Source organism: Streptomyces sp. NPDC002032 (assembly GCF_042890765.1).
Lineage (GTDB): Bacteria > Actinomycetota > Actinomycetes > Streptomycetales > Streptomycetaceae > Streptomyces.
This window is the reverse complement of sequence record NZ_JBIASM010000002.1, coordinates 786,455-801,273: the sequence shown is the minus strand read 5'-3', so window position 1 is coordinate 801,273 and position 14,819 is coordinate 786,455. Positions and strand designations below refer to the sequence as shown.

The 14,819-nt window shown below is 71.4% G+C and carries 14 protein-coding genes and 1 riboswitch; of the genes, 5 read left to right on the top strand and 9 right to left on the bottom strand.

The features are described from left to right. The first annotated feature begins 79 nt into the window (after positions 1-79). From ACFYYT_RS07765 to ACFYYT_RS07745, 5 genes are all read left to right on the top strand, one after another. Positions 80-985, top strand: a complete 906-nt coding sequence (locus ACFYYT_RS07765; protein WP_351818294.1) for a hypothetical protein — start codon at positions 80-82, stop codon at positions 983-985. Positions 986-1,085: 100 nt separating this feature from the next. Next, entirely contained in the window at positions 1,086-1,697 is a 612-nt protein-coding gene (locus ACFYYT_RS07760) for a hypothetical protein (RefSeq protein WP_351818291.1), read from the top strand. 89 nt (positions 1,698-1,786) lie between these two features. Then, the gene (locus ACFYYT_RS07755) at positions 1,787-2,017 is read left to right on the top strand and encodes a ferredoxin (RefSeq protein WP_351818288.1); all 231 of its coding nucleotides are present in this window, start codon (positions 1,787-1,789) and stop codon (positions 2,015-2,017) included. Further along, positions 2,007-3,401: an FAD-dependent oxidoreductase gene (locus ACFYYT_RS07750; RefSeq protein WP_351818285.1), complete on the top strand. Its 1,395-nt coding sequence runs from the start codon at positions 2,007-2,009 to the stop codon at positions 3,399-3,401. The genes ACFYYT_RS07755 and ACFYYT_RS07750 overlap by 11 nt, the downstream gene beginning before the upstream one ends. 48 nt (positions 3,402-3,449) lie before the next feature. Further along, positions 3,450-4,697, top strand: a complete 1,248-nt coding sequence (locus ACFYYT_RS07745; protein ID WP_351818282.1) for a cytochrome P450 — start codon at positions 3,450-3,452, stop codon at positions 4,695-4,697. 21 nt (positions 4,698-4,718) lie between these two features. On the opposite strand, the gene ACFYYT_RS07740 is transcribed toward ACFYYT_RS07745, so the two are convergent. The 9 genes from ACFYYT_RS07740 to rpsB form a co-directional block, all read right to left on the bottom strand. Beyond that, positions 4,719-5,744: an ABC transporter ATP-binding protein gene (locus ACFYYT_RS07740; RefSeq protein WP_351818279.1), complete on the bottom strand. Its 1,026-nt coding sequence runs from the start codon at positions 5,742-5,744 to the stop codon at positions 4,719-4,721. Beyond that, positions 5,744-7,360, bottom strand: coding sequence for an iron ABC transporter permease (locus ACFYYT_RS07735; protein ID WP_351818441.1), 1,617 nt, complete (start codon positions 7,358-7,360; stop codon positions 5,744-5,746). Before ACFYYT_RS07735 ends, ACFYYT_RS07740 begins: the two co-directional genes overlap by 1 nt. 56 nt (positions 7,361-7,416) lie before the next feature. Continuing rightward, the gene (locus ACFYYT_RS07730) at positions 7,417-8,517 is read right to left on the bottom strand and encodes a thiamine ABC transporter substrate-binding protein (RefSeq protein ID WP_351818277.1); all 1,101 of its coding nucleotides are present in this window, start codon (positions 8,515-8,517) and stop codon (positions 7,417-7,419) included. A gap of 85 nt (positions 8,518-8,602) precedes the next feature. Further along, positions 8,603-8,712, bottom strand: a riboswitch (TPP riboswitch). A 58-nt stretch (positions 8,713-8,770) separates the two neighbouring features. Beyond that, positions 8,771-9,886, bottom strand: coding sequence for a 23S rRNA (adenine(2503)-C(2))-methyltransferase RlmN (gene rlmN / locus ACFYYT_RS07725; protein WP_351818275.1), 1,116 nt, complete (start codon positions 9,884-9,886; stop codon positions 8,771-8,773). A 169-nt stretch (positions 9,887-10,055) separates the two neighbouring features. After that, entirely contained in the window at positions 10,056-11,132 is a 1,077-nt protein-coding gene (locus ACFYYT_RS07720) for a phosphatidate cytidylyltransferase (protein WP_351818272.1), read from the bottom strand. Further along, entirely contained in the window at positions 11,132-11,689 is a 558-nt protein-coding gene (gene frr / locus ACFYYT_RS07715; protein WP_351818270.1) for a ribosome recycling factor, read from the bottom strand. Before frr ends, ACFYYT_RS07720 begins: the two co-directional genes overlap by 1 nt. 97 nt (positions 11,690-11,786) lie before the next feature. Beyond that, positions 11,787-12,566, bottom strand: a complete 780-nt coding sequence (gene pyrH, locus ACFYYT_RS07710; protein ID WP_351818267.1) for a UMP kinase — start codon at positions 12,564-12,566, stop codon at positions 11,787-11,789. Between the two features lie 162 nt (positions 12,567-12,728). Then, positions 12,729-13,565, bottom strand: coding sequence for a translation elongation factor Ts (tsf, locus tag ACFYYT_RS07705; RefSeq protein ID WP_351818264.1), 837 nt, complete (start codon positions 13,563-13,565; stop codon positions 12,729-12,731). A gap of 139 nt (positions 13,566-13,704) precedes the next feature. Then, positions 13,705-14,619, bottom strand: a complete 915-nt coding sequence (gene rpsB / locus ACFYYT_RS07700) for a 30S ribosomal protein S2 (RefSeq protein ID WP_351818261.1) — start codon at positions 14,617-14,619, stop codon at positions 13,705-13,707. Between the last annotated feature and the right edge of the window lie 200 nt (positions 14,620-14,819).

Below are 14,819 nucleotides of genomic sequence, written 5' to 3'. Positions count from 1 at the left end.
CCTCCGGAGGCAACTTCCGGAGCCTTTCGCACGTCTGGCAGAGGTACGCAAAACCTGCCAGACGTGAACGGAGCCCTCTGTGCTCATAGGCCTGCTGACCGCTGTCGCGGCGTCCATCTGCTACGGCACGGGATCCGTCCTGCAAGCCGTGGGCTCGCGCCGGGCGGCCCGGACATCCCCGGCCGCCGCCGGGGTGACCGCGCACGGCGGACCGAACCTGGCCTCCACCGCCAAGGCCGCGATGACGTGGGAGTTCATCGTCGGCACGATCCTCGACTTCGTCGGCTTCGGGCTCGGCGCGCTGGCCGCCCGGCTGCTGCCGCTGTTCCTGTCGCAGACGGTGATCAGCGCCAACCTGGTCATCACGGCCGTGCTGAGCGTCAAGCTGCTCGGGATCCGGCTGACCCGCAAGGAGTGGACCTCCATCGGGGTGGTGTGCGCCGCGCTGGTGCTGCTGGCCACGGCCGCCGGGCACGAGGGCGGCCACCACGCGCCGATGTCCACGCACTGGTGGCTGCTGGGCGTGACGGCGCTGATCATCGTCGGCGGCACGGTCGCCGTACGGTTCCTCGGCGCCCGGGCCGCGATCCTGGCGGGCCTGCTGTCCGGCCTGGCCTTCGGCGCGCTGGGCGTCGGCGTGCGCATCCTGAACGGCGTGGAGCCCTTCTCCCTGGGCACGCTGCTCGCGGACCCGGCCCTCTACGCGATCGTGCTGGCCGGAGCCGGAGGCATGTACCTGCACACCATCGCCCTGCAGATCGGCTCCGTGAACGGCGCCACGGCGGCGCTGGTCGTCGGCGAGACCGTGCTGCCGGGCGCCATCGGCGTGCTCTGGCTCGGGGACGCCTCCCGGCCGGGCCTGGCCTGGCTGGCCGTGCTGGGCTTCGTCCTGGCCGTCGCGGGCGCGGTGGCGGTGGCCTGGTACGGCAACCACGACGGCGCCGAGGCGCCCGCGCAGGAGCAGGTTCCGGCCCCGGTGTCCTGAGCTGACCGGCTACGGCAAGCGGCCGCGCTCCCGCCCCCCGCGTTCACCCCCACGGGTGGGCGGGGTGGCGGGGCCGCGGCCGCTGCCGCTTGCTGGGTGCATGGAGACCTCGACCGCCCGGATGGAGACGCCACGCGCCGCGGGAGCGGCGGGCGTCCTCTTCGCGCTGCTGCTGGCGGCCTCGATCGTCCTGATGCGGTACGCGCTCCCCTCCGACGCCGCCCACGCCCCGGTCGACCCCGACCGCCGCTGGGCGGTGAGCACGGCGCTGGAGATCGTGCCCTTCGCGGGCATCTTCTTCCTGTGGTTCATGGGGGCGCTGCGCGCGCACACCGGCGCGGCCGAGGACCGGTTCGTCGCCACCGTCTTCCTCGGCAGCGGCTTCGTCTTCGCCGCCGCCCTCTTCGTCGCCGCCGCCGCGGCGGGCACCGTCCTCGCGGAGAGCACCGGCACCGCGCCCTCCGGTTTCGGCCGCTCCTTCGCGTACACGGTGCTGACCACGTACGGGATGCGGATGGCGGCCGTGTTCGTCTTCGCGACCTCGACCATCGGCCGCCGCCTCGGCGTCTTCCCGCACGCCCTGGCCCTGCTGGGCTTCGGGGTGGGGCTGGTGCTGCTCCTGGCGGGCTCCAGCGTGCCCTGGTCCGAGCTGGTCTTCCCGGCCTGGGCGCTGGCCATCAGCATCTACATCCTGCGGGTGAGCCGGCTGTAGCCCTCCCGGCAGGCGGCCCCCGCCCGGTCCGTGCATGCTGGAAGTCGGGGATGACGGGGGTGTTCGGGCCACGGAAGGGCTGATGCCTCATGAGGCTTGTCGTCGACCTCAACCGCTGCCAGGGCTACGCGCAGTGCGCGTTCCTCGCTCCCGACGTGTTCGCCATGCACGGCGAGGAGTCGCTCCTCTACGATCCTCAGGCCCCGGACGAGCAGCGGGAGCACGTCGAGCGCGCCGTCCACGCCTGTCCCGTGCGGGCCATCCTCGTGGACACGATGAACGGTTCCCTGTCCACCCCGGAGGCGAGCGGTGAGCGGTGACGCGGCCCTGGAACGGCTCAAGCGCGAAGGACGCATCGTGGTGGTCGGCGCCTCGCTGGCCGGTCTGCGGGCCGCCGAGACCATGCGCGAGAAGGGGTTCGCCGGCTCCCTGACGATGATCGGCGACGAACCGTACGAGCCCTACGACCGGCCCCCGCTGTCCAAGCAGGTGCTGCTCGGCAAGGCCGCGGCGGACCGGACCCTGCTCCCCCGCCGCCGCGACATCGACGCCAAGTGGCGGCTCGGGGTGCCCGCGAGCGGCCTGGACATGGCGGCCCGCAAGGTACTGCTCGCCGACGGCGACGCGGTGGAGTACGACCGGCTGCTGATCGCGACCGGCGTACGGGCCCGCCCGTGGCCGCACGAGGACCAGGGGGCGCTGGGCGGGGTCTTCGTGCTCCGCACCCGCGACGACGCCGTCGGCCTGGAACGGGCCCTGGCGGCCGGCCCCCGGCGGGTGCTCGTGATCGGCGCCGGGTTCACCGGCTCGGAGATCGCCTCCGCCTGCCGGGAGCGCGACATCCCCGTGACGGTCGCCGAGCGCGGCGGCGCCCCCCTGGTCGGCGCCCTGGGCGGGGTGATCGGCGAAGTGGCGGCGGACCTGCACCGCGAGCACGGCGTCGACCTGCGCACCGGGGTCATGGTGACCGGCCTGGAGGGCGATTCCTCCGGGCGGGTGCGCGCCGCCCACCTGTCGGACGGCACCTCGCTGGAGGCGGACGTCGTCATCGTCTCCCTCGGCGCGATGCGCAACACCGAATGGCTGGCCGGTTCGGGCCTCGGGGCGGGTCCGCGGGGCATCGCCTGCGACGCGGGCTGCCGGGCGTTCGACATCCGGGGCATCGTCACGGACGACATCTACGTGGCGGGTGACGTGGCACGCTCCCCGCACGCGCTGTTCGGCTACCAGTTCCTGTCCCTGGAGCACTGGGGCAACGCCGTGGCACAGGCCGAGACGGCCGCGCACAACATGCTCAGCGAGAGCGTGGACCGGCGTCCCCACCTGTGGGTCCCGGCGTTCTGGTCCTCCCAGTTCGGCATCAACATCAAGTCGGTCGGGGTCCCGTCGATGGGCACGGAGATCCTCATCGCCCAGGGCTCCCGCGCCGAGCGGCGCTTCACCGGCGTCTACGGCTACCAGGGCCGCGTCATCGGAGCGGTGACCTTCGACAACTGCCGCTGGCTGGAGTTCTACCAGCGGCAGATCGAGGAGACGGCTCCGTTCCCGCTGCCGTTCCCGACGATGGACCGGCGCCCCGAGGGCAACAAGCCGCTCCCCGCGGACTTCCCGGACCCGTCGGTGCCCACCCACGGCCCGACGATCACGCTCAGCGGTTACTCGCCGGCCGACCGGCGGATCACGTTCACCCCCGCCCGCCACTGACCCGGACGCGCCCTCCACCGAGGAGCACGAGGAGCACGAGGCCCCCTCATGACCCAAGACATCCTCCGGCAGATCCTGGACTACTCCAACCGGGCCGACCCGTACCCGCTCTATACGGAGCTCCGCAAGACCCCGGTCTACCACGACGGTTCCGGTCCGTACGTCGTCAGCACGTACTACGACATCCAGAGCCTGCTCCACGACCCGCGGATCAGCTCCGACGCCCGCAACCTGGCCGCGTCGGCCCACGACCCGCTGGCCGAGCCGGGCGAGGAGGAGGAGACGGTCCTGCCGCCGTCCTTCCTCAAGCTCGACCCGCCGGAGCACGACCGGCTGCGCCGCATGACCAACCGGCCCTTCGGGCCCCCGCACTCCCCGCACCGCGTCCACGACATGCGCGGCGAGCTGCACGACATCGTCGGCGGGCTGATCGACGGGATCGCGCGCAACGGCAATGCCGGGGAGATCGACCTGGTCGAGCAGTTCTCCTACCCCTTCCCGGTGACGGTGATCTGCCGGCTGCTCGGCGTGCCCAGCGAGGACGAGCCCAAGTTCCACGTGTGGGCGGACACCCTCGCGGCCAGCCTGGACCCGGACCCCGACGCCGACCCCCGGGAACGCGAGCGGCGCACCCACGACTCCCGGATGGAACTGGGCATGTACCTGTCCGGGCTGATCGAGGAGCGGCGCAAGAACCCGAAGGGCGACATGCTCTCGGAACTGGCCGCGGGCGGCGGACCGGACGGCACGATGACCACGATGGAGGTGCTGAGCACCGCGGCCCTGCTGCTCATCGCCGGTCACGAGACCACCGTCAACCTGATCACCAACGGCATGCTGACGCTGCTGCGCCACCCCGAGGTCCTGGAGCGGCTGCGCACCGATCCGGAACTCTCCGTACCGCTCGTGGAGGAACTACTGCGCTACGAGCCCCCCGTGCAGCTGGTTCCACAGCGCACCACCCTCGCCGACGTCGAGGTCCGCGGCGTGACCGTGCCCAAGGGCGCCTCCCTCTGGCTGATCCTGGCCGCCGGCAACCGCGACCCCCTGCGGTTCGAGGACCCCGACCGCTTCGACCCGGACCGCCAGGACGTCCAGCACCTGGGCCTGGGCAGCGGCATCCACAGCTGCTTCGGGGCACCGCTGGCCCGGCAGGAGGCACAGCTGGCCCTGAGCGAGCTGGCCCGCAGGCTGGAGAACCCCCGGCTGCTGGCCGACCCGCCCCCGTACCGCCAGAACGCGGTGCTCCGCGGTCCGCGCCACCTGCCGGTCGCCTGCGACGGCATCAGGCCCTGACGGGCCCGCGGCGCGCCGGCCTCACGGGGCCCCGGGCAGGACGACCACCTCGGACGGGCTGAAGCCCACCGAGACCCGGTCGCCCACGGCCGGGGCCCCCGCCAGGCCGCACTCCGCCTCCAGCACCGGGCCGGCCTCCGGCCGCAGCAGCAGGGCCACATGGGTGCCGCGGAACGTACGGGAGACCACCTCGCAGCGCAGGCCGTCCGCGGCGAGCACCACCCCGGCCGGCCGGATCAGCAGGTTCCGCTCGCCTTCCGGGGCTCCCGCGGGCACCGGGACCTTCCCCCACGGGGTCGCGGCCGCGCCGCCCGCCACCGTCGCCGGGACCACGTTCTCGAAGCCGAGGAAGCGCGCCACGAACTCCGAGGCCGGACGCTGCCACACCTCCAGCGGGGTCCCCGCCTGCGCGATCCGCCCCTCCCGCATCACCACGACCCGGCCGGCCAGCGCGAAGGCCTCGCCCTGGTCGTGGGTGACGGCGAGCACCGTGGTGCCCAGCCCGGAGAAGAGCGAGCGCAGCTCCACGACGAGCCGCTCCCGCAGCCCCCGGTCGAGCTGGCCCAGCGGCTCGTCCAGCATCAGCAGCCGCGGCGAGGGCGCCAGGGCCCGGGCCAGGGCGACCCGCTGCTGCTCGCCGCCCGACAGCGAGGCCACCGCCCGGCCCTGCGCGCCCGGCAGCCCGACCAGCTCCAGCAGCTCCGCGACCCGGGCCTGCCGGGAGCCGGCCGTCGCACCCCTCATCCGCAGGCCGAAGCCGACGTTCCCGCCGACGTCCCGGTGCGGGAACAGCTGGTGGTCCTGGAACATCAGGCCCACCCCGCGCCGGTGCACCGGCACCGCGGCCTGGTCGGCGCCGGCGAGCAGCACCCGGCCGGCGGACACCGGCTGAAGGCCGGCCACCACCCGCAGCAGCGTGGACTTGCCGCTGCCGCTCGGCCCGAGGACGCAGACGACCTCGTGCTCGGCGACCGCCAGGTCCACCGCGTCCACGACCGCCCGGTCGCCGAAGCGGACCGACACCCCTTCGAGCCGGAGCAGGGTCATCAGAACTCTCCCGAGGTCTTGTCGGGGCGCAGCCGCTCCAGCACCAGCAGGGACACCGCGCACACCAGCATCAAAATCGTGCTCAGGGCCATGGCCTGCCCGTAGTTCATCTCCCCGGCCCGCCCCAGCAGCCGCGCCACGGCCACCGGGAGCGTCGGGTGGTCCGGCCGCGCGATGAACACCGTCGCCCCGAACTCGCCCAGCGAGACCGCGAAGGCGAAGCCCGCCGCGATCAGCAGGGCCCGCCGCACCAGCGGCAGGTCCACCTCCCGCCAGGCCCGCAGCGGCGACGCGCCGAGCACCGCCGCCGCCTCGCGCAGCCGGCCGTCCACGGCACGCAGCACGGGCAGCATCGTCCGCACCACGAAGGGCACCCCGACGAGCGCCTGCGCCAGCGGCACCAGGATCCAGGAGGTCCGCAGGTCCAGCGGCGGCTCGTCCAGGGTGATCAGGAAGCCGAAGCCCACCGTCACCGCGGACACCCCGAGCGGCAGCATCAGCAGCGCGTCGAAGCCCCGTACGAAGCGCCCCCCGCGCCGGGTCAGCGCGGCGGCCGCGAGCCCGCCGACGGCCAAGGCGATGCCGGTGGCGGCGAGCGCGTACCGCAGGGAGTTCCAGATGGCCTCCAGCGGCGGCACCAGGAACGTTCCGCCACCGGCGCCGGCGTCCTGGAGCGCCCGGTAGAAGCCCAGCCCGTACCCGCCGGGCGCGTCGAACGACCGCTCCACCAGCACCGCCAGCGGCGCCACGATCAGCAGCAGCACCGTCAGCAGCACCCCGCCGAGCAGGCCGCGCTGGGCCCCTCCGCGCGGCGGCCGCGCGGTGCGCGCCGGGTCCACGAGCCGCAGGGCGCCCTCGCGCCTGCGCACGGTCCGGGCGTGCACGCCGAGGATCAGGCCGATGGCGGCGAACTGCACCATGGTCAGCACGGCGGCCGTCGGCAGGTCCAGGAGCTGCGCGGTCTGCCGGTAGACCTCCACCTCCAGGGTGGAGTACGAGGGTCCGCCCAGGATCTGCACGACGCCGAAGGAGGTGAAGGTGAACAGGAACACCATCAGCGCGGCGGCGGCGACGGCGGGCGCGAGCGCGGGCAGGGTCACCCGCCGCCACGCGGCGAAGCGTCCGGCGCCCAGCACCCGGGCGGCCTCTTCCTGGCGCGGGTCGAGCTGGGCCCACAGCCCGCCGACCGTCCGTACGACGACGGCGTAGTTGAAGAAGACGTGGGCGAGCAGGATCGCCCAGACGGTGGTGTCCAGCCGGACGCCCCACAGCTCGTCCAGCAGTCCGCCGCGCCCGACCAGCGCCAGGAAGGCCGTGCCGACGACCACGGTCGGCAGCACGAACGGCACGGTGACCAGCGCGCGCAGCAGCTGCTTGCCCGGGAACTCGAACCGCGCGAAGACGTACGCGCCGGGCAGGGCGAGCAACAGGGTCAGCGCGGTGGAGGCCAGCGCCTGCCAGGTGGTGAACCACAGCACGCCGGCGATGTCGGGGCGGGCCAGGACCTCGCCGATGCGGCCGAACTGCCAGCCGTCGTCCGTCTTGAGCCCGCGCCCGACGATCGCGGCGACGGGATAGGCGAAGAACAGCCCGAAGAAGGCGAGCGGCACGGCCATCAGGGCCAGCCGGACGGCCGTGGCGCGCCCGCCCTCCTTCGGGGAGTCCTGCCGCACTACTTCACGACGAGCGCGGACCATGCCTTGACCCACTGCTCACGGTTCTTGGCGATGGTGTCGGGGGCGACCGTTTCCGGCTTCTCGACGACCACGCCGTGCTTCGTGAACACCTCCGGCAGCTTCGCGTCCTTGACCACCGGGTTCACGAACATCTGGAGCGGCATGTCCTCCTGGAACTTCTTGCTCACCAGGAAGTCGACGAGGGCCTTGCCGCCCTCCTCGTTCTTCGCGCCCTTGAGCAGGCCCGCGAATTCGACCTGGCGGAAGCAGGTGCCGGTGGCCACGCCCGTGGGGGCCTCGGCCGGCTGGGGCTCGCCGTAGAGGACCTCGACCGGCGGGCTGGAGGCGTACGAGACGACCAGCGGCCGGTCGCCCTTGGCCTTCTTGCCGCCCGCGGAACCGGAGAAGCGCTCGTTGTAGGCCTGCTCCCACCCGTCGACGACCTCGACGCCGTTGGCCTTCAGCTTGCTCCAGTAGTCCTTCCAGCCGTCGTCGCCGAACTTGCCGACGGAGGCGAGCAGGAAGCCGAGGCCGGGCGAGGAGGTCGCGGCGTTCTCGGTGACCAGCAGGTTCTTGTACTCCGGCTTGACCAGGTCGTCCAGGGTCTGCGGCGGGGCGATCTTCTTGTCGGCGAAGTACTGCTTGTCGTAGTTGACGCATATGTCGCCGGTGTCGACGGGGGTGACCCGGTGCTGCTGGTCGAGCACGAACTCCGGCTTGACCTGGTCGAGGCCCTTGGCCTGGTACGGGGTGAAGATCCCGTTGTCGAGGGCGCGCGAGAGCAGCGTGTTGTCGACGCCGAAGAAGACGTCGCCGCGCGGGGAGCCCTTGGTGAGGATCTCCTGGTTCAGCGCGGCGCCGGCGTCCCCGGACTTCAGGACCTTGACGGTGTAGCCGCTCTGCTGCTCGAACTCCTTGAGGACCGTGTCGGTCACGTTGAAGGAGTCGTGGGAGACCAGGGTGACCGTCTTGGACTTCGGGGCGTCGCCCGCCCCCGCCGGCTTGTCCTTGGCGTCGCCGCCGCCGCAGGCGCCGAGCGTGGTGATGCCCAGCGCGGCCGCGAGCGCGGCGCCCGCGATCTTCTTGGTGGTGCTCACTGGTGAATTCCTCCTGGGATGTCCAGGAGAAGACGCGGCCCTGCCCGGCGCTCTGTGGGAGCGGACGCCGGGCAGGGCGCAACAGCTTGAGTGATGACCGAACTTCCTACCCCGAATGACCGGGGCGAGGTTCAGAGGGTCTGCGGATGACGGTTACCGCACTCTCAGCGCTGTGGCGCTCCCCTGTCGGAATGATGAAGTTGTCCGGCCACAGGGTACCCCGCGGCCGGTTGTGGGCCTTCCTGGCCGGAATCTAGCGCTCGGAGGCCGCCAGCTGGCCGCACGCGCCGTCGATCTCCTGACCGCGGGTGTCCCGCACGGTCACGGGTACGCCGTGCCGCGCGATGGCCTCGACGAAGGCCTTCTCGTCCTCGGGACGAGAGGCGGTCCACTTCGAGCCCGGCGTCGGGTTCAGCGGGATCAGGTTGACGTGCACGCGCTTGCCCTTGAGCAGCCGGCCGAGCAGGTCACCGCGCCACGCCTGGTCGTTGATGTCGCGGATCAGCGCGTACTCGATGGAGATGCGCCGGCCGGACTTCTCCGCGTACTCCCAGGCCGCGCCCAGGACCTCGCGGACGTTCCAGCGGGTGTTCACCGGGACGAGGGTGTCGCGCAGCTCGTCGTCCGGCGCGTGCAGCGAGACGGCGAGGCGGCACTTGAAGCCCTCGTCGGCGAACCGCAGCATGGCCGGGACCAGGCCGACGGTCGAGACGGTGATGCCGCGCTGCGACAGGCCGAGGCCGTCGGGCTCCGGGTCGGTGAGCCGGCGGATGGCGCCGACCACGCGGTTGTAGTTGGCGAGCGGCTCGCCCATGCCCATGAAGACGATGTTGGACAGGCGCGCCGGACCACCGGGGACCTCGCCGTCGCGCAGGGCGCGCATGCCGTCGACGATCTGGTGCACGATCTCGGCGGTGGAGAGGTTGCGGTCCAGACCGGCCTGGCCCGTGGCGCAGAAGGGGCAGTTCATACCGCAGCCGGCCTGCGAGGAGATGCACATGGTGACCCGGTCGGGGTAGCGCATCAGCACGGACTCGACGAGCGTGCCGTCGTGCAGCTTCCACAGGGTCTTGCGGGTGGTGTCCTCGTCGCAGGAGATGTGCCGGATCACCGACATCAGGTCCGGCAGCAGCTCCTGCTGGAGCTTCTCGCGCGAGCCGGCGGGGATGTCGGTCCACTCGGCCGGGTCGTGCGCGTAGCGCGCGAAGTAGTGCTGGGAGAGCTGCTTGGCCCGGAACGGCTTCTCGCCGATCGCGGCCACCGCCTCCCGGCGCTCGGCCGGGGTCAGGTCGGCGAGGTGGCGGGGCGGCTTCTTGGCCCCGCGAGGGGCGACGAAGGTGAGCTCTCCCGGGACGGGACGGGGGGCCATGGGTGGTTCTCCTCAAGTCTGACGAACCCTGCGCGGGCGGTCTCCGCGCGCGAGCGGAGACGAAGTGATGGCACGCCCGACGCCTCGGAGAGCTCACGGGTCCATCCCCGCAGAAGCGGGAAAGCGCGCCACTTGTCAGTGACGCGCTTTCCAGGATAACCCGGACGGGTCAGCCCGTGCCGACGAAGGCCGCGAGCAGCAGCCAGACCACCGGGGCGGTCGGCAGCAGCGAGTCGAGCCGGTCCATGATGCCCCCGTGGCCCGGGAGCAGGGTGCCCATGTCCTTGATCCCGAGGTCCCGCTTGATCATCGACTCGCCCAGGTCACCCAGGGTGGCGCTGACGGCGACCGTGAGGCCCAGCAGCAGGCCCTGCCACCAGGCACCGCCGTCGATCAGGAACTCCATGCACAGCGCCCCGGCCGCCATCGCGAAGGCCACGGCCCCGAAGAGCCCCTCGCGGGTCTTGCCCGGGCTGATGCGCGGCGCCAGCTTGGTCTTGCCGAAGCGCCAGCCCACCGCGTACGCCCCCGTGTCGCTGACCACGGTCAGGACCAGGAAGGTGACGACCCGCTGGGGGCCGTCGTCGGCGGTGAGCAGCATCGCCACGAAAGTGGCCAGGAAGGGGACGTAGAACGCGGCGAAGACACCGGCCGTGACGTCCTTGAGGTAGTCCTCGGGCGGTTCGGTCATGCGCCAGACGAGCACCGCCAGCGCGGTGAGCGCCATCGCCACCCAGGCGCCCTCGGCGCCGCGGACGTATCCGGCGATGATCATGGCCGCGCCGCCGACCGCGAGCGGGACGAGCGGGGCCTTGATGCCCTTCTTCTCCTGGAGCCGGGAGGTGAGCTCCCACAGGCCGACGACGACGGCGACGACGATCACGCCGACGAAGACGGCCTTGACGATGAACAGCGAAGCGAAGATCACCGCACCGAGGCCGACACCGACCCCTATGGCGGCACGCAGATCCCGCCCCGCGCGCTTCTTCGGCGGTGGCGGGGAGGCGTCCTGCGGTGCCTGCGAAGGCGGAGGCGGGGGGCTGGGCATGGGCTCCTGCGGCGGCGTCTCGGCGCGGAACGGGGGGCCGCCGAAGCCGGCGGCCCCCCGATCGCGTGCTTCCCGGTCGTCGAAGTCACGGCCGGCGGCATCGGGCACGATGGGCATGGGCCGAGTGTGCGGGCCCACCAGCGCATCGTATGCGGGACCCGCCGCGACCGGCTCCGCGGCCCAGGGAGAGTCGTTCATCAGACCTCGAGCAGCTCGGATTCCTTGTGCTTCAGCAGCTCGTCCACCTGCGCCACGTACTTCGCGGTGGTGTCGTCGAGCTCCTTCTCCGCACGGCGCACCTCGTCCTCGCCGGCTTCCTTGTCCTTGACGAGCTTGTCGAGGGCGTCCTTGGCCTTGCGGCGGACGGCGCGGATGGAGACCTTGGAGTCCTCGGCCTTGGTGCGCGCGACCTTGATGTACTCCTTGCGGCGGTCCTGCGTCAGCTCGGGGAAGGTCACCCGGATGATGCGGCCGTCGTTGCTCGGGTTGACGCCGAGGTCGGAGTCGCGGATGGCCTGCTCGATGTTGCGCAGGGCGGACGAGTCGAACGGCGTCACGATCGCCATGCGCGGCTCGGGCACCGCGAAGGACGCGAGCTGGTTGATGGGCGTGATGGCACCGTAGTAGTCCGCCACGATCTTGTTGAACATGGCCGGGTGCGCACGTCCCGTGCGAATCGCCGCGAAGTCTTCCTTGGCGACGACGACGGCCTTCTCCATCTTCTCCTCGGCCTCGAGGAGGATTTCTTCGATCACCACGTGCTCCTGCATGTCAGATATGGATGGTTCAGGCGGGCGGGGGCGGTGCGAGCCGCCCGGACCGGGCCCGGCCGGAGCCGGGCCTCGGTGGGGCTCAGACCCGGGTGCCCTGGTCGCTCACGAGCGTGCCGATCTTCTCACCCTTGACGGCGCGGGCGATATTGCCCTCGGCGAGGAGTTCGAAGACCAGGATCGGCAGGGCGTTGTCGCGGCACAGCGTGATGGCCGTGGCGTCGGCGACCTTGAGGTCCCGGGACAGCACCTCGCTGTACTCCAGCGCGTCGAACTTCACCGCGTCCGGATTGGTCTTCGGGTCGGAGTCATAGACCCCGTCGACGCCGTTCTTGCCCATGAGGAGGGCTTCGGCGTCGATCTCCAGGGCACGCTGGGCGGCCGTGGTGTCGGTGGAGAAGTAGGGCATGCCCATGCCGGCACCGAAGATCACGACGCGGCCCTTCTCCAGGTGGCGGACGGCGCGCAGCGGGATGTACGGCTCCGCGACCTGGCCCATGGTGATGGCGGTCTGGACACGGCTGTCGATGCCCTCCTTCTCCAGGAAGTCCTGGAGGGCGAGGCAGTTCATGACGGTGCCGAGCATGCCCATGTAGTCGGACCGGGCCCGGTCCATGCCGCGCTGCTGCAGCTCGGCGCCGCGGAAGAAGTTGCCGCCGCCGATGACGATCGCGATCTCGGCGCCGTCTCGGACCACGGCCGCGATCTCGCGGGCGATGGCGTGCACGACGTCGGGGTCGACACCCAGCCCGCCGCCGCCGGAGAAGGCTTCGCCGGACAGCTTCAGCATGAAGCGGCGGCCCTTCTTCTCGTGGTCGCTCTTGTCGTCGGAAGCGGTGTGGGGGTCCACGCCCTGATTCATGGAGATCTCCTCGTGCACATACGAAGAAGGCCATTGCCGGTGGGTCCTCGCGGTTCCCTCTTCGGCAATGGCCTCCTCGTCAGATCTGCGGTCGCCTCGCGCGTGCGCGGACGACTGCTTCAGACCCTACCGGGGTCCGGTGTCCGTCGCGTACGGACGGACTCAGATGCCGACCTTGATGCGGGTGAAGCGCTTCAGGGTGACACCGGCCTCGTCCAGAACCTTCTGGACGGACTTCTTGTTGTCCAGCGCGTACGGCTGGCCGAGCAGCGTGGCGTCCTTGAAGAAGCCGTTGACGCGACCCTCGACGATCTTGGCGATCGCGGCCTCGGGCTTGCCCTCGGCGCGGGTGGTCTCCTCGGCGACGCGGCGCTCGGACTCGACGATCTCGGCCGGCACCTCGTCCGCGGTGAGGTACTTCGGCGCGAAGGCGGCGATGTGCTGGGCGATGCCCTTGGCCAGCTCGGCGTCGGCCTTGTCCAGCTCGACCAGGACACCGATCTGCGGGGGCAGGTCGGGCATGGTGCGGTGCATGTAGGAGGCCACGAAGGCACCCTGGTACGCCGCGAAGCGGTCCAGGACGATCTTCTCGCCGAGGTTGGCGTTGGCCTCGTCCACGAACGCCTGGACGGTCTTGCCGGCCTCGATCTCGGACGCCAGCAGCGCCTCGATGTCGGCGGGGGCGGTGGCGGCCACGTGGGCGGCGAGCTGGTCGGCGACGGCCAGGAACTTCGGGCTCTTGGCCACGAAGTCGGTCTCGCACTTCAGCTCGACGAGCACGCCGGAGGTGGCGTCGTCGGCGATCAGGGAGGTGACGGCACCGTTCTCGGCGGAACGGCCCTCGCGCTTGGCGACACCCTTCAGGCCCTTGACGCGCAGGATCTCGTTGGCCTTGGTGACGTCACCGTCGGCCTCGACGAGCGCGTTCTTGCAGTCCAGCATGCCGGCGCCGGTGAGCTCGCGGAGCTTCTTGACGTCAGCGGCGGTGTAGTTCGCCATGAGTCTGTGATTCTCTCTCGAAGTCGTGGATCTACGGGTGAACGGCGGAGGAGTCGCGCTCGTGGCGCGGCTCCCCCGCCGTCATCGTCCGTGCTGCGGGTGCCCGGCGGATGAACGCCGGACCCCCTCAGTGGGTGGGTCAGGCCTGGTCGGCGTCGGCGGCCGGAGCCTCGACGACGGCCTCGGCGTCGGCCTCGGCCGCGGGGGCCTCGGTCTCGGCGTCGGCCTCGACGACCGGAGCCTCGGCCGCGGGGGCCTCGGCGTCGTCGGCCTTCTTCTCACCCTCGAGCAGGTCGCGCTCCCACTCGGCGAGCGGCTCGGCGGCGGCCTTCTCGCCCGGCTTCGAGTCACCGGTCGCGGCACCGGAACGGGCGATGAGGCCCTCGGCGACGGCGTCGGCGATCACGCGGGTGAGCAGGGTGACGGAGCGGATCGCGTCGTCGTTGCCCGGGATCTTGTAGTCGACCTCGTCGGGGTCGCAGTTGGTGTCGAGGATCGCGACGACGGGGATGTGCAGCTTGCGCGCCTCACCGACCGCGATGTGCTCCTTCTTGGTGTCGACGATCCAGACGGCGCTGGGAACCTTCGACATCTCGCGGATACCACCGAGGGTCTTCTCCAGCTTGGTCTTCTCGCGGGAGAGGACCAGGAGCTCCTTCTTGGTGAGACCCGAGGCGGCAACGTCCTCGAAGTCGATCGACTCGAGCTCCTTCAGACGCTGCAGGCGCTTGTAGACGGTGGAGAAGTTGGTGAGCATGCCACCGAGCCAACGCTGGTTGACGTACGGCATGCCGACGCGCGTCGCCTGCTCGGCGATGGCCTCCTGCGCCTGCTTCTTGGTACCGACGAACATGATGGAGCCACCGTGCGCGACGGTCTCCTTCACGAACTCGTAGGCGCGGTCGATGTACGACAGCGACTGGAGCAGGTCGATGATGTAGATGCCGTTGCGCTCCGTGAAGATGAAGCGCTTCATCTTCGGGTTCCAGCGGCGGGTCTGGTGACCGAAGTGGACGCCGCTTTCCAGCAGCTCCCGCATCGTTACGACGGCCATGGCCATCTCCTTGTTTTCTCGGTTTGGTTCCTGACGCCCCGCCGCGCCCTGCCCCGCAGAAGGGACCGAGAGACGCTTTCACCAGGCCGTTTCGGGCTGGTGCTGGGGCGTGCGAAGTCGACCCGGTGACCCGGATCGCCACAAGAAGTGTACGGGACCCGGCGGTATGCCGGGTGACGCCTTTGTCCACACCCCGTCGG